The organism is Pseudomonas sp. COR18, from assembly GCF_048568395.1.
In the GTDB taxonomy this organism is placed as follows: domain Bacteria; phylum Pseudomonadota; class Gammaproteobacteria; order Pseudomonadales; family Pseudomonadaceae; genus Aquipseudomonas; species Aquipseudomonas fuscovaginae_B.
Map to the genome: position 1 here is coordinate 4234681 of NZ_CP183808.1, position 20413 is coordinate 4255093.

General features: G+C 61.8%; 17 protein-coding genes. 12 read left to right on the top strand and 5 right to left on the bottom strand.

Going from position 1 to position 20413, the window contains the following annotated elements:
- The first annotated feature begins 75 nt into the window (after positions 1-75).
- Positions 76-1008 (top strand): lipid A biosynthesis lauroyl acyltransferase, encoded by a 933-nt coding sequence (locus tag ACM62G_RS19590; RefSeq protein WP_419735366.1) that lies wholly within the window; start codon positions 76-78, stop codon positions 1006-1008.
- 75 nt (positions 1009-1083) lie between these two features.
- The gene (locus ACM62G_RS19595; protein ID WP_054057180.1) at positions 1084-2268 is read left to right on the top strand and encodes a patatin-like phospholipase family protein; all 1185 of its coding nucleotides are present in this window, start codon (positions 1084-1086) and stop codon (positions 2266-2268) included.
- A 34-nt stretch (positions 2269-2302) separates the two neighbouring features.
- On the opposite strand, the gene ACM62G_RS19600 is transcribed toward ACM62G_RS19595, so the two are convergent.
- The 3 genes from ACM62G_RS19600 to ACM62G_RS19610 all read right to left on the bottom strand — a co-directional run bounded on the left by ACM62G_RS19600 (position 2303) and on the right by ACM62G_RS19610 (position 5261).
- Positions 2303-3109: a Cof-type HAD-IIB family hydrolase gene (locus ACM62G_RS19600; protein ID WP_273826077.1), complete on the bottom strand. Its 807-nt coding sequence runs from the start codon at positions 3107-3109 to the stop codon at positions 2303-2305.
- 72 nt (positions 3110-3181) lie between these two features.
- The gene (locus tag ACM62G_RS19605) at positions 3182-3970 is read right to left on the bottom strand and encodes a VacJ family lipoprotein (protein ID WP_026145286.1); all 789 of its coding nucleotides are present in this window, start codon (positions 3968-3970) and stop codon (positions 3182-3184) included.
- Positions 3963-5261, bottom strand: coding sequence for a serine/threonine protein kinase (locus ACM62G_RS19610; protein ID WP_054057177.1), 1299 nt, complete (start codon positions 5259-5261; stop codon positions 3963-3965). Before ACM62G_RS19610 ends, ACM62G_RS19605 begins: the two co-directional genes overlap by 8 nt.
- A gap of 235 nt (positions 5262-5496) precedes the next feature.
- Here ACM62G_RS19610 and ACM62G_RS19615 point away from each other — a divergent pair, with 235 nt between their 5' ends.
- The gene (locus ACM62G_RS19615; RefSeq protein ID WP_054057176.1) at positions 5497-5856 is read left to right on the top strand and encodes a hypothetical protein; all 360 of its coding nucleotides are present in this window, start codon (positions 5497-5499) and stop codon (positions 5854-5856) included.
- Positions 5857-5920: 64 nt separating this feature from the next.
- Here the strand turns inward: ACM62G_RS19615 and ACM62G_RS19620 are convergent, their stop codons facing one another.
- A complete protein-coding gene (locus ACM62G_RS19620; protein WP_419735367.1) occupies positions 5921-7471 on the bottom strand; it encodes a beta (1-6) glucans synthase in 1551 nt (516 codons plus the stop codon).
- Positions 7472-7802: 331 nt separating this feature from the next.
- On the opposite strand from ACM62G_RS19620, the gene ACM62G_RS19625 reads away from it, so the two are divergent.
- The 3 genes from ACM62G_RS19625 (at position 7803) to ACM62G_RS19635 (ending at position 10834) form a co-directional block, all read left to right on the top strand.
- Positions 7803-8654, top strand: coding sequence for a glycine betaine ABC transporter substrate-binding protein (locus tag ACM62G_RS19625; RefSeq protein WP_054057173.1), 852 nt, complete (start codon positions 7803-7805; stop codon positions 8652-8654).
- A 213-nt stretch (positions 8655-8867) separates the two neighbouring features.
- Positions 8868-9179: a DUF485 domain-containing protein gene (locus ACM62G_RS19630; protein ID WP_017904749.1), complete on the top strand. Its 312-nt coding sequence runs from the start codon at positions 8868-8870 to the stop codon at positions 9177-9179.
- Positions 9176-10834, top strand: a complete 1659-nt coding sequence (locus tag ACM62G_RS19635) for a cation acetate symporter (RefSeq protein WP_419735368.1) — start codon at positions 9176-9178, stop codon at positions 10832-10834. The genes ACM62G_RS19630 and ACM62G_RS19635 overlap by 4 nt, the downstream gene beginning before the upstream one ends.
- Positions 10835-11128: 294 nt before the next feature.
- Here ACM62G_RS19635 and gltA read toward each other — a convergent pair whose 3' ends face one another.
- Positions 11129-12418 (bottom strand): citrate synthase, encoded by a 1290-nt coding sequence (gene gltA / locus ACM62G_RS19640; RefSeq protein WP_054057171.1) that lies wholly within the window; start codon positions 12416-12418, stop codon positions 11129-11131.
- A 352-nt stretch (positions 12419-12770) separates the two neighbouring features.
- Here gltA and sdhC point away from each other — a divergent pair, with 352 nt between their 5' ends.
- The 6 genes from sdhC (at position 12771) to odhB (ending at position 20366) form a co-directional block, all read left to right on the top strand.
- Complete coding sequence (sdhC, locus tag ACM62G_RS19645; RefSeq protein ID WP_177057650.1) at positions 12771-13157, top strand: succinate dehydrogenase, cytochrome b556 subunit; 387 nt, start codon at positions 12771-12773, stop codon at positions 13155-13157.
- Positions 13151-13519: a succinate dehydrogenase, hydrophobic membrane anchor protein gene (sdhD, locus tag ACM62G_RS19650; RefSeq protein ID WP_054057170.1), complete on the top strand. Its 369-nt coding sequence runs from the start codon at positions 13151-13153 to the stop codon at positions 13517-13519. Before sdhC ends, sdhD begins: the two co-directional genes overlap by 7 nt.
- Positions 13520-13522: 3 nt before the next feature.
- The gene (sdhA, locus tag ACM62G_RS19655; protein WP_054057169.1) at positions 13523-15295 is read left to right on the top strand and encodes a succinate dehydrogenase flavoprotein subunit; all 1773 of its coding nucleotides are present in this window, start codon (positions 13523-13525) and stop codon (positions 15293-15295) included.
- An 11-nt stretch (positions 15296-15306) separates the two neighbouring features.
- Positions 15307-16011 (top strand): succinate dehydrogenase iron-sulfur subunit, encoded by a 705-nt coding sequence (locus ACM62G_RS19660; protein ID WP_017902728.1) that lies wholly within the window; start codon positions 15307-15309, stop codon positions 16009-16011.
- A 261-nt stretch (positions 16012-16272) separates the two neighbouring features.
- Positions 16273-19104: a 2-oxoglutarate dehydrogenase E1 component gene (locus ACM62G_RS19665; protein WP_054057168.1), complete on the top strand. Its 2832-nt coding sequence runs from the start codon at positions 16273-16275 to the stop codon at positions 19102-19104.
- A gap of 41 nt (positions 19105-19145) precedes the next feature.
- Positions 19146-20366 carry a 2-oxoglutarate dehydrogenase complex dihydrolipoyllysine-residue succinyltransferase gene (odhB, locus tag ACM62G_RS19670; protein WP_419735369.1) on the top strand — a complete coding sequence of 407 codons (1221 nt, stop codon included), beginning with the start codon at positions 19146-19148 and terminating at the stop codon, positions 20364-20366.
- Positions 20367-20413: the final 47 nt, after the last annotated feature.

A 20413-nucleotide genomic window follows, 5' to 3' on the forward strand; every position in this document is an offset into this window, starting at 1 on the left:
CGAGAACGCCCGCGCCCCGCAAGCCGCGCCGAACCGTTGTAGAATGCGCGACCCTGTGTCTGCCCGGAATCATTAATGGATCGCCCCCGTTTTCAAGCCGCTTTTCTTCATCCACGCTACTGGCTGCTCTGGTTGGGGCTGGGGCTGCTCTGGCTGATCGTCCAATTGCCCTACTGTGTCCTGTTGCGCATCGGCCGTGTGCTGGGGCTGGCCATGTACCGGGTGGCCGGCGAGCGCCGGCGCATCGCCGCGCGCAACCTGGAGCTGTGTTTCCCGGAAAAGGGCGCCGCCGAGCGCACCCGTCTGCTCAAGGAAAACTTCGCGTCCACCGGCATCGCCTTCTTTGAAATGGCCATGAGCTGGTGGTGGGCCAAGCCGCGCCTGGCGCGCCTGGCCCATGTCGAGGGCCTCGAGCATCTGCTGCAGGCCCAGCGCGAAGGCAAGGGCGTGATCCTCATGGCGCTTCATTTCACCACCCTGGAAATCGGTGCGGCTCTGCTCGGCCAGCAGCACACCATCGATGGCATGTATCGCGAGCACGGCAATGCGCTGTTCGACTTCATCCAGCGCCGTGGGCGCGAGCGGCACAACCTCGATTCCCTGGCGGTGGAACGTGACGACGTGCGTGGCATGCTCAAGCTGCTGCGTTCCGGTCGGGCGATCTGGTACGCCCCCGACCAGGACTACGGGATCAAGCAGAGCATCTTCGTGCCGCTGTTCGGCATTCAGGCGGCGACCGTCACTGCGACCAGCAAATTCGCCCGCCTGGGCAAGGCGCTGGTGGTGCCGTTCACCCAGGAGCGCCTGGCTGACGGCAGCGGTTACCGGCTGGTGATCCATCCGCCGCTGGAGGATTTCCCGGCTGAGTCCGAGGAGGCCGATTGCCTGCGGATCAACCGCTGGGTCGAGGTTTCGCTGCGGGCCTGCCCCGAGCAGTACCTGTGGACGCACCGCCGGTTCAAGAGCCGGCCGGCGGGAGAACCACGACTCTACGACAAAAAGCGATGATAAACCGGAGCAGCCCCTTGCTGTCGGGGAAGGGCCTGGTGTATCAGGTAGCTAGCTGACTGACGGAGTGTCGCGATGAGTCCAACTGAACCGGTTACCGGCCTTATTCTCTCGGGAGGGGGCGCACGAGCCGCGTATCAGGTGGGGGTATTGGCGGCCATTGCCGAACTGCTGCCGCCGGGGGCGAGCAACCCGTTTCCGGTGATCGTCGGTACTTCGGCCGGAGCGATCAATGCGGTCAGTCTCGCCAGTGGGGCGATGAACTTCACCGCGGCCATCGAGCGTCTCAGCGCGTTCTGGCAGAACTTTCGCAGCCATCGGGTACTGCGTAGCGACTGGCCCGGGGTGATTCACCAGGCTGCGCGGTTTTTCGGCCACAGCCTGCTTGGCCTGGGCTCACAGGTGCCGGTGGCCCTGCTCAACAGTTCGCCGCTGCGCGATCTGCTCAACGAGAAAATCCATCTGCCGGGTATCGAGCAGGCCATCGAGCATCACCAATTGCGTGCGGTGGCGGTGACGGCCTTCGGCTACGAGTCGGGGCAGGCAGTGACCTTCTACCAGGGCAAGGGCGCCATCGATTCCTGGCTGCGTCACCGGCGCATCGGCGTGCCGACCGAGTTGACGGTCGATCATCTGCTGGCCAGCTCGGCCATTCCCTTGCTGTTCGCCCCGGTCAAGCTGGACCACGAGTATTTCGGCGACGGTGCGGTGCGCCAGTCGGCGCCGATCAGTCCGGCGTTGCACCTGGGCGCCAGCCGGGTACTGGTGGTCGGGGTCAGCGGCAATTCCCGTGGTCTCGACACCCGGGCCGCGGTGGAGCGTACCTACACCGGCCAGCAGCCGAGCCTGGCGCAGATCAGTGGGCACATGCTCAACAGTACCTTCATCGACAGCCTGGAAAGCGACATCGAGCTGTTGCAGCGCCTGAACCAGTTCAGCCGGATGCTGCCGCCTCACCAGCCGCGCAGCCTGGGGTTGGCACCGGTGGATGTGCTGGTGATCGCGCCCAGCCGGCCACTGGACGAGATCGCCGCCCGTCATCGACATGAACTGCCACCGGCGCTGCGCACCTTCCTGCGTGGCCCGGGCGCGACCCGCACCAGTGGCGCCGGAGTGCTCAGCTATCTGTTGTTCGAGGCGGGTTACTGCAGCGAACTGATCGAGCTGGGCCGCCGTGACGCGTTGGCCAAGCGCGATGAGTTGTGCCATTTCCTCGGTTTGCCCCATGCGGTGATGTTGCAGACAGCCTCGGCCAGTTGACCCGATCGATGGCGGCTGATCTTCTGTCGTCGGCTCAGCCCAGCAGGTTGATCGCCAGGTAGCGGGCCACCGCCTCCTCGGTGCAGGCACCGATGGTTTCGTGTCCGGGCAGCGCCTCTGTCACCTTGTGGTGCGCCGTGCCCATGACCAGGCCCTTGCCGGCGATCGTGAGCATTTCCACGTCGTTCATGCCGTCACCGAAGGCGATGCAGCGGCTCAGGGGGATGTCCAGGAACTCGGCGAGTCGCTTCAGTGCATTGCCCTTGGACACCGTGCTGGCCATGAACTCCAGGCAGAAGGGTGATGAAAAGGTGCTGTGCACGGTGTTGCCGAGCAGGGCCTTGAGTCGCGTGTCGAGCGCCACCAAGGCCTCGTGGTCACGCCCCGGGTGGATAAAGAAGAGCTTCTCGACACCCTGCAATGGAAATTCCCTGGCCGCGAGGATGGTCGGCGCAAAATTATCCTGCAGGGTGAAGGTGGCGAGCAGGGCGCGATCGGCGTTGGTGATCCAGCGGGAGTCGCAGTAGGCGTTGATCATCAGGCCCACAGTTCCCTGCGTGGCGTCGAGCAGGGTGCGCACCACGTCTTCGTCCAGGTACTCGCAGGCGACCAGGCTTTTGCAGGCGCTGGTGATGCAGGCACCGTTGGAGGTGATCAGGTGTACCGGCAGCGGGTAATCGTGCAGGATCGCTTCGACCTCGGGGCGGCTGCGTCCGGTAGCAATCACCACATGGCGACCGGACTCGACCAGTTGGTCGAGCACCGAGCGAGAATACTCACCGATCCTGTCGTTCGGAAGCAGCAGGGTGCCGTCGAGGTCGGAGGCGATCAGGCTGTACATCTCTCAATCCTTATGGTTTGCGCTGCTTTTTGTGGGGGCCGGCTCCCCCACCATCCTCCATGGGTTCCCGGCCTACTCGGCGATCTGCAGCTTGCGCGCCTCGGTATAGACGTAGCGTACCTTCTCGTACTCGAACGGCGAGTTCAACTGGCCATAGCGGAAGCTGGTGGTATAGCGCTTGTCGATGGCGCGCAGGGCGTAGATCTCCGGATGGTTCTCGCTGGTCTCGGAGACGTTGAGGAAGTTGATCTGCGATTCCGCCGCGAAATCGAACACCAGGCCGCCGGTGTCACGCAGGTTCGAGGGACCGAAGAACGGCAGTACCAGGTAGGCGCCGCCCGGCACTCCGTAGAAGCCCAGTGTCTGGCCGAAGTCCTCGGTCTGGCGCGGCAGGCCCATTTTGGTCGCCGGGTCCCACAGGCCGGCGATGCCGATGGTGGTGTTGAGCAGCAGGCGCCCGGTGGTTTCCAGCGAGCGCTTGCCCTTGAGCTGGAGCAGGCTGTTGAGCAGGTTGGGCACGTCTCCCAGGTTGCTGAAGAAGTTGCTCACGCCACTGCGCACGAAGCCCGGGGTGATGTAGCGGTAGCCGTCGACCACCGGCAGGAACACCCACTGGTCGAAGCGGTAGTTGAAGTGATAGACGCGACGGTTCCACGACTCCAGCGGGTCGTAGACGTTCAGCGCGTTGAGCGTCGAACGTTCGAATTCACGCTGGTCCAGCCCCGGGTTGAACTTGAGTTTTTTCAGCGGCTCGGTGAAACCGTCCGCATCGGGTACGACCGGGTCGTGGGCCTTGCTGTTGTCGGCCTGGGCGTAGCCGGCGCAGAGCAGGGCGGCGATAAGCATCAGATGTTTAGCCACGGAAGAACTCCAGCATGGCGTCGGCGTTGACGCGGTAATTGAGGTTGCCGCAGTGGCCGCCATGGGGATAGACGGTCAGGCGATTGCCGAAGGTGCTGCGCAGGAAGCCCAGGTCGCCAGGGCCGAGGATGACGTCGTCGGCGTTGTGCATCACGGCGATTTTCGGGCTGTCGTGCAGGTAATCCTTGAGGGCGTAGAGGCTGACCTGGTCGATCAGTTGCAGCAGGCTGCCGCCGTCGGTACGGGCGCGCCACATCGGAATCACCTGGTCGGTCAGGTAGCAGTCGAAGTCGCACTGCAGGGCGCGCTTGAGCATCGGCGTCAGGCTGGTGCCCTCGGTGATCGGGTACTTGGGCGGCGTGATCAGTCCGCGGCGGTTGATCAGGTCGGAGGTGAAGGCGATATCGGCCGCCGAGAAGCGGAAGGAGGTACCGATCAGCATCGCCATCTGCTCGTTGGTCAGGTGCTGTTTGGACTGCTGGAAGTCGTAGAGCAGGGCGTCGTTGAGGTCGATGTAGCCCTTCTGCTGGAAGTAGCGGGTCAGCTTGGCCAGCACCAGTTCATAGAAGGTGGTGCTGTTGTTGATGCCCTTGACCTCGGTCTGCACCAGCTTGTCGAGGTTGGTGATGGAGGTATAGAGGTTGACCGGTGGATTGAGCAGCAGCACCTTCTTGAAGTTGAAGCTGCGCCGGGTTTCATCCAGCTTGCTGACGAACGCCGCATCCAGCGCCCCCAGGCTGTAGCCGCTGAGGTAGTAGTCGGTGACCGGCAGTTTCGGGTTCTGCGCACGCACGGCCTGCATCACCCGGTACATGTCCTCGGCATCTTCCTTGGTGATGCCCGGGGTGGCGAAGCGCGAGGCGGCGCTCATGAAGTCGAAGCTGGTGGGCGACGACAGCTGCACCACGTGGTAGCCGGCCTTGTAGTAGAGCTTCTTCAGGTATTCGTTGAGGCTGCTGTCATAACGTGCGCCGGTGCCGGCGATCAGGAAGATCAGCGGTGCCGCGTGGTCCTGGCGGGCGACTCGATAGGTGAGTTTCTTCACCGCCCAGAAGTTGTCCGGGAGGATGAACTCGCGTTCCGGACGCAGTTGCACGCTGTAGTCGGACTGGTCGATGTCATCGTCGTCGGGCAACTCCGGACGCAGGTCCGGCGGGGTGGTGGCGATGGTCGCTTCGAACGGGTTGGTCAACGGGTAGCCATAGCTGGCGGCGTCGACATCGACCGCCAGCGCGGACGCACTCAGAATGAGACCGCCGACAAAAGTGGCGAGACGCAGGGAACGGAGCATGACTACATCCTTTAAAAGGCGATGCTGAATGGGAGTCGCAGGCTATGACCACTGGGGTACTGCCGAAGTGCCATGTCCGACGACGAAATAATGCAGTCGCGCGGCATTCATCCAGACAATAGCCCACAGACGATACACTTTGCCGCAGTTCGCTGACCAGTTAACCGTTGTTAAAGCTTGCAAGCAGCGCCTCGGCGATTATGCTGGGCGCCGTTTTCGCCTATCGGAGCCGTTCATGTCCCGTCGTTTGCCGCTGATTCTGCTGCTTCTCGTTCTGCCGCTGTGGCTGGCTGCCAGTTATGGCGTGCGTTACGGGTTGATGGAGGATGGCCAGTGGGTCGGCATCTGTGTCGATGAGGCGCTGCGCTGGGAATGCCAGGCGCGATCGAACCTGGGTTGGCTGATTCACTTCAAGGTACTGGGCTGGACTGCCCTGGGGGCGGCGGCGCTGGCATTCGTGCTGCCGCGCCGGGTCGGTTGGGGGCTGGCGGTGCTGGCGCTGCTGGTCGGGTTTCCGGCGCTGGCGCTGTACAATACCAGCCTGGCGGTGTTTGCGGTGGTGATCGCTGGCCTGAGGCTGGTGCGGGCGGCCTAGGGGCTGGCTGCAACGGGGAGCCCGCAAGCCGGCTCCCACCGCTCAGCAGCGACTCATATGAAAGTCAGCGGCGAACCCGCAGGCTGCGCCACAGCGCGGCGACCATCAGCACGCTGACCAGCGCCCAGCCCCAGGCCTGCGGGTTTTGCAGGCCTTCGCGATACAGCTGCGGCACGATACCGGCACCGATGATGAAGGCCAGCAGGGCGGTTTCTCCCCGGGGCGCGCGGACCGGGCGCATCAGGAACGCCAGTGCCGGTAGCAGCAGTGCCGCGCTCGGGAAGCTGCGATAGCGCGGGTCCAGCGCCAATTCCAGCATCATCACCGCCCCGGCGAAGCCGGTGCCGACCAGCAGCCAGCCGGCACGACGCTCCAACCAGGCAAAGACGCCCTGGCGCCAGCCCGAGCGCTCGCCCAGGGCCAAGGCCGCGTGGGCCAGTACCAGCAGGTTCAGGCCCACCAACAGTCCGGCCCAGAGCCATTCGCCAGTATCGCGGCTGGTCACTCGCGCCAGTTCGCCCCAGGCGCCGATGGAGCAGGCGGCCAGCGCGCCAAGCAGAGGCAGGAGCAGGGCATCACGACGACTGCGTACTCGCCCGCCGATCAGCAGGGTGGCGACGAACACCGCGGCACCGAATGCCAGCCATTGTGGCCAGTACGGCAGGTTCGACACCGGCCCTGCGAGTATGCCCTTGTCCTGGCGGTCGGCGTCGAACAGGCCCCAGTAGCCACCGACCGCGCCTTCGCTGCCGCGTTTCCACGGTTGGTCGAAGGCTTCGATCAGGTTGTAGTGCCAGCCGTTCTGTTCGGCCAGGTTGACGAAGCCGCGAATGAAGCGGGCTTCGTTGACCCGGCTCGGCAGGGCGGTCTCCCGCTGGCGGCCTTCACTCGGCCAGCCGGTTTCGCCGATCAGGATGTCCTTGGGCGCGAAACGGTTGCCGAAGGTCCGGCGGATCTGCGCCACATGGTCGATGGCCGCCTCGATCCCCGCCGGATCGTCCTCCCAGTACGGCAGCAGGTGGATGGTCAGGAAGTCCACCGCCGGTGCGACATCCGGATGGCTGAGCCAGAACTCCCAGACATCGGCATAGGTCACCGGCTGCTTCACATGGGCCTTGACCTTGTGGATCAGCCTCACCAGTTGCGCCGCGGTCACTTCCTTGCGCAGCAGGGTCTCGTTGCCGACGATCACCGCCGTGACCACGTCGGCATTGGCGTTGGCCGAGGCGATCAGCGCGTCGACTTCCTTCTCGGTGTCCACCGGGTTGCTGTTGACCCAGGCACCGATCATCATTTTCAGGCCATGCTTGCGCGCCAGTTCCGGCAGGGCTTCGAGGCCGGTCATGGAATAGGTGCGGATGCATTCGAAGCGGGTCGACAGCAGGGCCAGGTCGGCATCCATGCGCGCAAGGCGCGGCTTGAACGGCTGGTCGAACGGCGATTGGTCCTTGTCGAACGGCGTGTAGGACGCGCATTGCAGCTTGTGCGTCGGCGTTGCGGCATCCGGCAGGATCACCGGCTGGCCAAAGCCATACCAGAACCCGCAGAGGGCCAGGAGGCCCAGCAGGCAGGCAAACAGATAGGGCAATAGCGGAAAGCGGGCGTTGGCGGGCATGGTCGGGCTGTCTGAGGGCAAAGCCGCGCATATTACCCGGAAATACTCTGGCCTTGGGCTCGCGCAGTATTTTGTCATGCAAAGTCTGCAGCAACTGGATGAGGTGTATTCCCAACTGAGTGATTGCTGGCTTTCTGATGTCGCTTCTCGCTGCCTTGAGGTCGCTGTCGGATCAGGTTGGTCGCCTGAGTGGGTTGATGATCGGAGTATCAGTACTCCGCTGATGATCGGATGGGTTTGGCCGTGAGGCGTGAAGGGGGCGCCGTGCACCATAACTACACGTTGATGCCGCCCGGCATCCGTCGGGCGCAGCACTTTCGGGGAAGTAACGATGAAAATGCGACGACTCTTAGGCGCAGGTGCCGCTCTGGTACTTGCCATCAGCTCCAACCTGGCCAGTGCCGAAACCAAGACCGTGACCATCGGTTACGTCGACGGCTGGTCCGACAGTGTTGCCACCACCAACGTGGCTGCCGAGGTGATCAAGCAGAAGCTGGGTTACGACGTGAAGCTGCAGGCTGTCGCCACCGGGATCATGTGGCAGGGGGTTGCCACCGGCAAGCTCGATGCGATGCTTTCCGCCTGGCTGCCGGTGACCCATGGTGAATACTGGGCCAAGAATAAGGACAAGGTGGTCGACTACGGTCCCAACTTCAAGGATGCCAAGATCGGTCTGATCGTGCCGGAGTACGTCAAGGCCAAGACCATCGGTGACCTGAAGACCGACGAGAGCTTCAAGAAGAAGATCGTCGGTATCGATGCCGGTTCCGGTGTGATGCTCAAGACCGAGCAGGCCATCAAGGACTACGCGCTCGATGGCTACAAGCTGCAGGCCAGTTCGGGTGCGGCGATGATTGCCGAACTGACCCGTGCCGAAGAGAAGAACGAATCGATTGCCGTCACCGGCTGGGTGCCGCACTGGATGTTCGCCAAGTGGAAACTGCGCTTCCTCGAAGACCCCAAGGGCGTGTATGGCGCGGCGGAGACCGTCAACAGCATCGGCAGCAAGGAACTGGAAAAGAAGGCGCCGGAAGTGGCGGCGTTCCTGAAGAACTTCCAGTGGGCCTCCAAGGACGAGATCGGCGAAGTCATGCTGGCGATCCAGGATGGCGCCAAGCCTGAAGCGGCGGCCAAGGATTGGGTGGCCAAGCACCCGGATCGCGTCAGCGAGTGGACCAAGTAATTCCCCGAAGGCTCTAAATCGCAGTATCCGAGGCCGCCTGGCGTTTTCGCCCGGCGGCCTTCGCGTTTCCGCTCGTTGAACATTTGTCGCGCACAGGCTGAAACCGCGCAACTGAACTAATGTCGTTCTAATACTAAGGTCGTCTGGTTTCGGCTCCAGAGCCGCCTAAAGTGAAAAATGTTTCATCTCATCTGTGCTGCGAGGATAAAAACAATGAACGACAGCATTTACCTCTCGATCCAGAACAGCCCGCGCTTCAAGGAGCTGGTCAGGAAAAGGGAACGGTTCGCCTGGATTCTCTCGGCGATCATGCTTGGCCTGTATTCGGCTTTCATTCTTCTGATTGCGTATGGACCTCAGGTTCTGGGCGCCAAGCTCAGTCCGACGTCGTCGATCACCTGGGGCATACCCCTGGGTATCGGCCTGATCGTCTCGGCTTTCGTCCTGACCGCCATCTACGTGCGTCGCGCCAACGGCGAATTCGACGACCTGAACAATGAAGTCCTCAAGGAGGCCCAGCAATGATCCGGCGTCTATCCGCGGCCCTGGGCCTGACGGCCTTCGCCCCCGCCCTCTGGGCAGCCGATGCGCTGACGGGCGAAGTGCACAAGCAACCCCTCAATATCCCGGCGATCGTGATGTTCATCGCATTCGTCGGTGCCACCCTGTGTATCACCTACTGGGCGTCCAAGCGCAACAAGTCGGCGGCCGACTACTACGCGGCCGGCGGCAAGATCACCGGTTTCCAGAACGGCCTGGCGATCGCCGGCGACTACATGTCGGCAGCCTCGTTCCTGGGGATTTCCGCGCTGGTGTTCACCTCCGGCTACGATGGCCTGATCTACTCGATCGGCTTCCTGGTGGGCTGGCCGATCATTCTGTTCCTGATCGCCGAGCGTCTGCGCAACCTGGGCAAGTACACCTTTGCCGACGTGGCGTCCTACCGTCTCGGGCAAACCCAGATCCGCTCGCTGTCGGCCTGCGGTTCGCTGGTGGTGGTGGCGTTCTACCTGATCGCCCAGATGGTGGGTGCCGGCAAGCTGATCCAGCTCCTGTTCGGCCTGGACTACCATGTGGCGGTGATCCTGGTGGGCATCCTGATGTGCCTGTATGTGCTGTTCGGCGGCATGCTGGCGACCACCTGGGTGCAGATCATCAAGGCCGTGCTGTTGCTGTCGGGCGCCTCGTTCATGGCGCTGATGGTGATGAAGCATGTCAATTTCGACTTCAACACGCTGTTCTCCGAGGCGGTCAAGGTTCACCCCAAGGGTGAGGCGATCATGAGCCCGGGCGGCCTGGTGAAAGACCCGATCTCGGCGTTCTCCCTGGGCCTGGCGCTGATGTTCGGTACCGCCGGCCTGCCGCACATCCTGATGCGCTTCTTCACCGTGAGCGATGCCAAGGAAGCGCGCAAGAGCGTCCTGTACGCCACCGGCTTCATCGGCTATTTCTACATCCTGACCTTCATCATCGGTTTTGGCGCGATCCTGCTGGTCAGCACCAATCCGGCGTTCAAGGATGCGGCAGGGGCCCTGCTGGGCGGCAACAACATGGCGGCTGTGCACCTGGCCAACGCCGTGGGTGGCAGCGTGTTCCTCGGATTCATCTCGGCGGTGGCTTTCGCGACGATTCTCGCGGTGGTGGCTGGCCTGACCCTGGCTGGCGCCTCGGCGGTGTCCCATGACCTGTACGCCAGCGTTTTCCGCAAGGGCAAGGCCAACGAGAAGGACGAGATCCGCGTCTCGAAGATCACCACTGTCGCGCTTGGCGTGCTGGCGATCGGCCTGGGCATCCTGTTCGAGAACCAGAACATCGCGTTCATGGTCGGGCTGGCGTTCTCCATTGCCGCCAGTTGCAACTTCCCGGTGCTGCTGCTTTCGATGTACTGGAAGAAGCTGACCACCCGCGGGGCGATGATCGGTGGCTGGATGGGGCTGATCAGTGCGGTCGGGCTGATGGTTCTTGGCCCAACCATCTGGGTGCAGATCCTGCATCATGAAAAGGCGATTTTCCCCTACGAGTATCCGGCGCTGTTCTCGATGATCATTGCCTTCATCGGGATCTGGTTCTTCTCCATCACCGACAAGTCGACCGCGGCTGAAAACGAGCGGGCGTTGTTCCTCCCGCAGTTCGTGCGTTCGCAGACCGGCCTGGGAGCGAGCGGGGCGGTTTCCCACTGAGGGGTTGTATAGGCTTCTATATATAAGTAGCGAACAAGCCAGTGCCCCGGTCGAGAGACCGGGGCATTTTTATTTTATTGGAGAGGGGCCGCCGGGAGGGCGCATTCGCGGGCAAGCCCTGCTCCTACAGGTTTCAGTCGTCCATGGATACTCGGATCGACACGATCCTTGTAGGAGCAGGGCTTGCCCGCGAATACGCCAGTCCAGGCAACGTCGATCACGATGACACAAATGAAAACGGCCTCTGGGTAGAGGCCGTTTCCGGTGTGGCAAAGGTGTTACGCGAGGCAAACCTTACTTGCGGTCTTCCAGTTTGGTGATGTCACGCGACTCGTAGCCGGTGTACAGCTGGCGTGGACGGCCGATCTTGTACGGGCTGGAGAGCATTTCCTTCCAGTGGGAGATCCAGCCGACGGTCCGCGCCAGGGCGAAGATCACGGTGAACATGCTGGTTGGAATGCCGATCGCCTTGAGGATGATCCCCGAGTAGAAGTCGACGTTCGGGTACAGCGAGCGCTCGATGAAGTACGGATCGGTCAGGGCGATCTCTTCCAGGCGCATGGCCAGTTCCAGCTGCGGATCGTTGGTGATGCCCAGTTCCTTCAACACTTCGTCGCAGGTCTGCTTCATCACGGTGGCGCGCGGGTCGCGGTTCTTGTAGACGCGGTGACCGAAGCCCATCAGCTTGAACGGGTCGTTCTTGTCCTTGGCCTTGGCGATGAACTTGTCGATGTTCGAGACATCGCCGATTTCATCGAGCATGGTCAGTACCGCTTCGTTCGCACCGCCGTGGGCAGGGCCCCACAGTGCGGCGATACCGGCGGCGATACAGGCGAACGGGTTGGCACCCGAGGAACCGGCCAGGCGCACGGTGGAGGTCGAGGCGTTCTGCTCGTGGTCGGCGTGGAGGATGAAGATCCGGTCCATGGCCTTGGCGAGTACCGGGCTGATCGGTTTGATCTCGCACGGGGTGTTGAACATCATGTGCAGGAAGTTTTCCGCGTACGACAGGTCGTTGCGCGGGTACATCATGGGTTGGCCCATGGAGTACTTGTAGACCATCGCTGCCAGGGTCGGCATCTTGGCCACCAGGCGGACCGCCGAGATCTCGCGGTGCTGGGGGTTATTGATGTCCAGGGAGTCGTGGTAGAAGGCCGACAGGGCACCGACCACGCCGCACATGACGGCCATCGGGTGGGCGTCGCGACGGAAGCCGTTGAAGAAGCTCTTCAACTGCTCGTGAACCATGGTGTGGTTCTTCACATTACTGACGAACTTGGCTTTCTGCTCTGCGGTCGGCAGTTCGCCGTTGAGCAGCAGATAGCAGGTTTCCAGGTAGTCGGATTTCTCGGCCAGTTGCTCGATCGGGTAGCCACGATGCAACAAAATGCCGTTATCGCCGTCGATATAGGTGATCTTCGACTCGCAGGACGCGGTCGACATGAAGCCAGGGTCGAATGTGAACCGGCCCGTGGCCGTCAGGCCCCGCACGTCGATTACATCGGGACCAACGGTGCCGGTTAAAATGGGCAGCTCGACGGGGGCTGCGCCCTCGATGATCAACTGCGCTTTTTTGTCAGCCATGTGGCCTCCTATTTATGCTTGAAATCATCTGACAGGCCCCCCACGCAGGGCCCGCACCACTATAGTGAGATAAATTCGAAAGTCAATTTGCCAAAAGTCTTACGGCATAGGGCTTTGAACGGCGCTTTTCCTCGAAATTGACGGCTATTTACGCCTTTTATCCGGTTAACGCAATGCACCCTTAGGGGTAGTCCTTTGCGTTGTCATTAGTAGCCTAACTGTCTATACTCGGCGTCCGACCGCCATGGGCTTTTGGGCCCGATTTATTGGGGGTCGTCACTCCCTGGGTGGTGGGTACCTGACCAGTGCACTTGCCCAACAACTTTGCCCTGATTGTTAGGGGCTCTTCAGTGTGAAAAAAGCCGTGAAAAGCCAACGACCTGTAAACCTAGACCTAAGGACCATCAAACTCCCAGTCACTGCTTACACGTCCATCCTTCACCGTATCTCCGGTGTCATCCTCTTTGTCAGCCTGGCCATCATGCTCTACGCATTGGACAAGTCGCTGAGCTCCGAGGAAGGCTTCGGTCAGGTGAAAGCGTGTCTGACCAGTCCGCTAGCCAAGCTAGTGATTTGGGGCATCCTGTCCGCCTTGCTGTATCACCTGGTCGCCGGTGTGCGCCATCTGATCATGGACATGGGCATCGGTGAGACGCTGGAAGGCGGCAAGCTGGGCTCGAAAATCGTTATCGCCGTTTCCGTGGTGGTAATCGTTCTGGCAGGAGTTTGGATATGGTAACCAACGTCACGAACCTCTCGCGTTCGGGCCTCTATGACTGGATGGCACAGCGTGTGTCGGCGGTCGTTCTCGCGGCTTATTTTCTGTTTCTGATCGGATACATCGTCGTCAACCCAGGCCTGGGCTACGCCCAATGGCATGAGCTGTTCTCTCACGGCTGGATGCGCATCTTCAGCTTGCTGGCCCTGGTGGCCCTGGGCGCTCACGCCTGGGTCGGCATGTGGACCATCGCGACCGACTACCTGACGCCGATGGCGTTCGGCAAGTCCGCGACTGTAGTGCGTTTCCTTTTCCAGGTGGTATGCGGCGTGGCAATGTTCGCGTACTTCGTCTGGGGTGTGCAGATTCTCTGGGGTATCTGATTCATGGCTAACATTCCAACGATTTCTTTCGACGCCATCATCATCGGCGGCGGCGGCGCAGGCATGCGTGCCGCGCTGCAGCTGGCTCAGGGCGGTCACAAGACGGCTGTGATCACCAAGGTGTTCCCGACCCGTTCGCACACCGTATCCGCCCAGGGCGGTATCACTTGCGCCATCGCTTCGGCCGACCCGAACGACGACTGGCGCTGGCACATGTACGATACCGTCAAGGGTTCCGACTACATCGGTGACCAGGACGCTATCGAGTACATGTGTCAGGAAGGCCCGGCTGCGGTATTCGAGCTGGACCACATGGGCCTGCCGTTCTCGCGTACCGAATCCGGCCGCATCTACCAGCGTCCGTTCGGTGGCCAGTCCAAGGACTTCGGCAAGGGCGGCCAGGCGGCACGTACCTGCGCGGCCTCCGACCGTACCGGTCACGCCCTGCTGCACACCCTGTACCAGGGTAACCTGAAAGCCGGTACCACCTTCCTGAACGAGTATTATGCCGTTGACCTGGTGAAGAACCAGGACGGCGCGTTCGTCGGTGTGATCGCCATCTGCATCGAGACCGGCGAAACCAGCTACATCCGTTCCAAGGCCACCGTTCTGGCCACCGGCGGTGCCGGTCGTATCTACGCCTCCACCACCAACGCCCTGATCAACACCGGTGACGGTGTCGGCATGGCCCTGCGTGCTGGCGTACCGGTGCAGGACATCGAAATGTGGCAGTTCCACCCGACCGGCATCGCCGGCGCCGGTGTGCTGGTCACCGAAGGTTGCCGCGGTGAAGGTGGTTACCTGATCAACAAGCACGGCGAGCGCTTCATGGAGCGTTATGCGCCGAACGCGAAGGACCTGGCTGGTCGCGACGTGGTTGCCCGCTCGATGGTGAAGGAAATCATCGCCGGCAACGGTTGCGGTCCGAACGGCGACCACGTGATGCTCAAGCTCGACCACCTCGGCGAGGAAGTGCTGCACAGCCGCCTGCCAGGCATCTGCGAGCTGTCCAAGACCTTCGCCCACGTCGACCCGGTCGTTGCCCCGGTGCCGGTCGTTCCAACCTGCCACTACATGATGGGCGGCGTTGCCACCAACATCCACGGTCAGGCCATCACCCAGAACGCCGACGGCGAAGACACCATCATCCCTGGCCTGTTCGCAGTGGGTGAAGTGGCTTGCGTATCGGTTCACGGTGCCAACCGCCTGGGCGGCAACTCGCTGCTCGACCTGGTGGTCTTCGGTCGCGCGGCCGGCCTGCACCTGGAGAAGGCGCTGACCGACGGCATCGAATACGACGACGCCACCGAAGCCGACATCAACGCGGCCCTGGCCCGTCTGTCCGCGCTGAACGCGCGCACCGAAGGCGAGGACGTGGCAACCCTGCGTCGCGAGCTGCAAAGCTGCATGCAGAACTACTTCGGTGTATTCCGTACTGGCGAATACATGCAGAAGGGTATCGCCCAGCTGGCCCAACTGCGCGAGCGTATCGCCAACGTCAAGATCAACGACAAGTCGCAGGCGTTCAACACCGCCCGTATCGAGGCGCTGGAACTGCAGAACCTGCTGGAAGTGGCCGAAGCCACCGCCATCGCTGCCGAAGTGCGCAAGGAGTCCCGCGGTGCCCACGCCCGTGAAGACTTCGAAGATCGCGATGACGAAAACTGGCTGTGCCACACCCTGTACTTCCCGGGTGAGAAACGCGTTGCCAAACGTGCTGTTAACTTCTCGCCAAAAACCGTACCGGCTTTCGAGCCTAAAGTCCGGACTTACTAAGGGTGGCCGCCATGTTGCAAGTCGAAGTTTATCGTTACAACCCTGACACCGACTCGGCTCCGAAAACCCAGGTATTCCAGGTCGATACCGGTGGCAAGGACCTGATGGTGCTGGACGTGCTGGCGCTGATCAAGGAACAGGACGAGGGCTTCTCCTACCGTCGTTCCTGCCGTGAAGGCGTTTGCGGTTCCGATGGCATGAACATCAACGGCAAGAACGGCCTGGCGTGCATCACGCCGCTGTCTTCCGTGGTGAAGGGTAACAAGCTGGTCATTCGTCCACTGCCAGGTTTGCCGGTTATCCGTGACCTGGTGGTCGATATGAGCATCTTCTACAAGCAATACGAGAAGGTGAAGCCATTCCTGCAGAACGATACGCCGGCTCCGGCCATCGAGCGTCTGCAGTCGCCGGAAGAGCGTGACAAGCTGGACGGTCTGTACGAGTGCATCCTGTGCGCCTGCTGCTCGACCTCCTGCCCATCCTTCTGGTGGAACCCGGACAAGTTCCTGGGCCCGGCCGCCCTGCTGCAAGCCTACCGCTTCCTGGCAGACAGCCGCGACACCAAGACTTCCGAGCGTCTGGCTTCGCTCGATGATCCGTTCAGCGTATTCCGCTGCCGCGGCATCATGAACTGCGTCAACGTATGTCCCAAGGGCCTGAACCCGACTAAGGCCATTGGTCACATCCGTAACATGCTGCTGCAAAGCGGCGTGTGACTCAGCTGTTGTAACCGTAGGACCGCAACACCCGTAGAGGCTGTGGCGCAGGCTTGAACCGGCGCCGCAGTTTAACCAGAGCAACGGCTTACAAGGCTGTTGCTCTTATTTTGAAGAAATGAAGACCAGCAGGGGCATCCGGGCTGGTACCCGGACTATCAGCGTGATTCTGAGTGGCTTGTTTTGGTCGCTGTATTCCGACTGCTTCAAGCTTGCTTGGTGTATTCGCCGGTGGTGTCCCCTAACCGAGGGTGACCAAGCATGCAAGAAAGCGTGATGCAGCGCATGTGGGAAAGCGGCTATCTTTCAGGTGGTAACGCAGCCTATGTGGAAGAGCTTTATGAGCTCTACCTGCACGACCCTAACGCTGTGCCAGAAGAATGGCGCACCAAATTTCAGACGTTGCCTTCCGACGGCAACTCTGCCACTGATGTATCGCACTCGACAATCCGCGATCATTTCGTGCTGCTGGCGAAGAACCAGCGCCGCGCTCAACCGGTTTCCGCCGGCAGCGTGAGCAGTGAGCACGAGAAGAAGCAGGTTGAAGTGCTGCGATTGATCCAGGCATTCCGGATGCGTGGCCACCAGGCGTCCCAGCTCGATCCGCTGGGACTCTGGCAGCGTCCTGCACCTGCTGACCTGTCGATCAATCATTACGGCTTGACCAATGCCGATCTTGATACGACCTTCCGTGCCGGCGACCTGTTCATCGGCAAAGAGGAAGCGAGCCTACGCGAAATTCACGAAGCTTTGCAGCAGACATATTGCCGCACCATCGGCGCCGAGTTCACGCACATCGTCGACTCCGAGCAGCGCCAGTGGTTCCAGCAGCGTCTGGAAAGCGTTCGTGGCCGTCCAACCATCTCCCCCGACGTCAAGAGCCACCTGCTCGAGCGCGTCACCGCGGCTGAGGGTCTGGAGAAATACCTGGGCACCAAATACCCGGGCACCAAGCGTTTCGGTCTGGAAGGTGGCGAAAGCCTGATCCCGATGCTGGACGAGATGATCCAGCGTTCCGGTTCCTACGGCGCCAAGGAAATCGTCATCGGCATGGCTCACCGTGGCCGTCTGAACGTACTGGTCAACACCTTCGGCAAGAACCCGCGCGAGCTGTTCGACGAGTTCGAAGGCAAGAAGAAGGTCGAGCTGGGCTCCGGTGACGTGAAGTACCACCAGGGCTTCTCCTCCAACGTGATGACCACCGGCGGCGAAGTCCACCTGGCCATGGCGTTCAACCCGTCCCACCTGGAAATCGTTTCCCCGGTGGTCGAAGGGTCGGTTCGCGCCCGTCAGGACCGTCGCAACGACGCCAGCGGTGACAAGGTACTGCCGATTTCCATCCACGGTGACGCGGCGTTCGCCGGTCAGGGCGTGGTCATGGAAACCTTCCAGATGTCGCAGACCCGCGGCTTCAAGACCGGCGGCACGATCCACATCGTGATCAACAACCAGGTCGGTTTCACCATCAGCAACCCGCTGGACTCGCGTTCCACCGAGTACGCCACCGACGTCGCGAAGATGATCCAGGCGCCGATCCTCCATGTGAATGGTGACGATCCGGAAGCCGTGCTGTTCGTGACCCAGCTGGCTGTCGACTATCGCATGCAGTACAAGCGCGATGTGGTGATCGACCTGGTCTGCTACCGCCGTCGCGGCCACAACGAGGCCGACGAGCCAAGTGGCACCCAGCCGCTGATGTACCAGCAGATCACCAAGCAGCGCACCACCCGCGAGCTGTACGCCGAGCGCCTGGTCCAGGCCAAGGTGCTGGATGACGCACGCGTCCAGGCCAAGGTCGACGAGTACCGCAACGCGCTGGACAACGGCCTGCACGTGGTCAAGAGCCTGGTCAAGGAGCCGAACAAGGAACTGTTCGTCGACTGGCGTCCATACCTGGGCCATGCCTGGACCGCGCGTCACGACACCCGCTTCGACCTCAAGACCCTGCAGGAACTGTCCGCCAAGCTGCTGGAAACGCCTGAAGGTTTCGTGGTTCAGCGCCAGGTCGCGAAAATCTACGAAGACCGCCAGAAGATGCAAGCCGGCGGCCTGCCGATCAACTGGGGCTACGCCGAAACCATGGCGTACGCGACCCTGCTGTTCGAAGGTCACCCGATCCGCATGACCGGCCAGGACATCGGCCGTGGCACGTTCTCGCACCGTCATGCCGTACTGCACAACCAGAAGGATGCGACTACCTACATCCCTCTGCAGAAGCTGTACGACAACCAGCCGCGTTTCGACCTGTACGACTCGTTCCTGTCGGAAGAGGCGGTACTGGCCTTCGAATACGGCTACTCGACCACCACGCCGAACGCGCTGGTGATCTGGGAAGCCCAGTTCGGCGACTTCGCCAACGGCGCCCAGGTGGTTATCGACCAGTTCATCACCAGTGGCGAGCACAAGTGGGGCCGTCTGTGCGGCCTGACCATGCTGCTGCCGCACGGTTATGAAGGCCAGGGTCCGGAGCACTCCTCGGCCCGTCTGGAACGCTACCTGCAACTGTGTGCCGAGCACAACGTCCAGGTTTGCGTGCCGACCACCCCGGCCCAGATCTACCACCTGCTGCGTCGTCAGGTCATCCGTCCGCTGCGCAAGCCGCTGATCGTGCTGACGCCGAAGTCGCTGCTGCGTCACAAACTGGCCATCTCCACGCTGGAAGATCTGGCGGAAGGTTCGTTCCAGACCGTTATCCCGGAAGTCGACGCCCTGGACCCGAAAAAGGTCGAGCGCATCGTGCTTTGCAGCGGCAAGGTCTACTACGACCTGCTGGAGAAACGCCGTGCCGAAGAGCGTGACGATATCGCCATCGTGCGTATCGAGCAGCTGTATCCGTTCCCCGAGGACGATCTGGCCGAAATCCTGGCGCCGTACACCAACCTCAAGCATGCGGTCTGGTGCCAGGAAGAGCCGATGAACCAGGGCGCCTGGTACAGCAGCCAGCACCACTTCCGCCGTATTCTCAGCGCGCACAACAAGGCGCTCGTACTCGAGTACGCCGGCCGTGACGCGTCTGCTGCACCGGCATGTGGTTATGCATCGATGCACGCCGAGCAGCAGGAAAAACTGCTGCAAGATGCCTTTACTGTTTAACGCCTCGCGCACCTGAAACCGAATTTAAGGAACCACAGATAATGGCTATCGAGATCAAAGCCCCCCAATTTCCGGAATCGGTTGCCGATGGCACCGTTGCCACCTGGCACAAGAAGCCGGGCGAAGCGGTCAAGCGCGACGACCTGATCGTCGACATCGAAACCGACAAGGTCGTACTGGAAGTCCTGGCTGAGGCCGACGGCGTTCTGGGCAGCATCATCGCCAACGAAGGCGACACCGTGCTGTCCGCGCAAGTACTGGGCACCATCCAGGAAGGTGGTGTAGCCGCCGCTCCTGCTGCTGCCGCTCCAGCCGCTGCCCAGGCCGCTGCGCCTGCCGCCGCTGACGGCGAAGACGATCCGATCGCTGCACCGGCTGCCCGCAAGCTGGCTGAAGAGAACGGCATCAACATCGCTTCCGTTGCCGGTACCGGCAAGGGTGGTCGCGTGACCAAGGAAGACGTGGTGGCTGCTGTCGCCGCGAAGAAGGCCGCTCCTGCCGCCGCTCCAGCCAAGGCCGCCGCTCCGGCTGCCACCGCGCCTGTATTCGCCGCCGGCGATCGCACCGAGAAGCGCGTGCCGATGACTCGCGTACGTGCCACCGTGGCCAAGCGCCTGGTCGAAGCACAGTCGAACATGGCGATGCTGACCACCTTCAACGAAGTGAACATGAAGCCAATCATGGACCTGCGTTCGAAGTACAAGGAACTGTTCGAGAAGACCCACAACGGCGTGCGCCTGGGCTTCATGTCGTTCTTCGTCAAGGCTGCTACCGAAGCGCTGAAACGCTTCCCGGCGGTCAACGCCTCGATCGACGGTGGCGACATCGTCTACCACGGCTACTCCGATATCGGTGTGGCGGTGTCCAGCGACCGTGGTCTGGTGGTACCGGTACTGCGTAACGCCGAGCTGATGAGCCTGGCCGAAATCGAGAATGGCATCGCTACCTTCGGCAAGAAGGCACGTGACGGCAAGCTGTCCATCGACGAAATGACCGGCGGTACCTTCACCATCACCAACGGTGGTACATTCGGTTCCCTGCTGTCGACGCCGATCGTCAACCCGCCACAAGCGGCCATCCTGGGCATGCACAACATCAATGAGCGCCCGATGGCGGTCAAGGGTGAGGTCGTCATCCTGCCGATGATGTACCTGGCACTGTCCTACGATCACCGCCTGATCGATGGCAAGGAAGCCGTGTCCTTCCTGGTCACCATCAAGAACCTGCTGGAAGACCCGGCTCGCCTGCTGCTGGATATCTGATTTCAGCCGACGCGGGCGCAGGTATCGGCCCCGCCCGCGTGCGAATA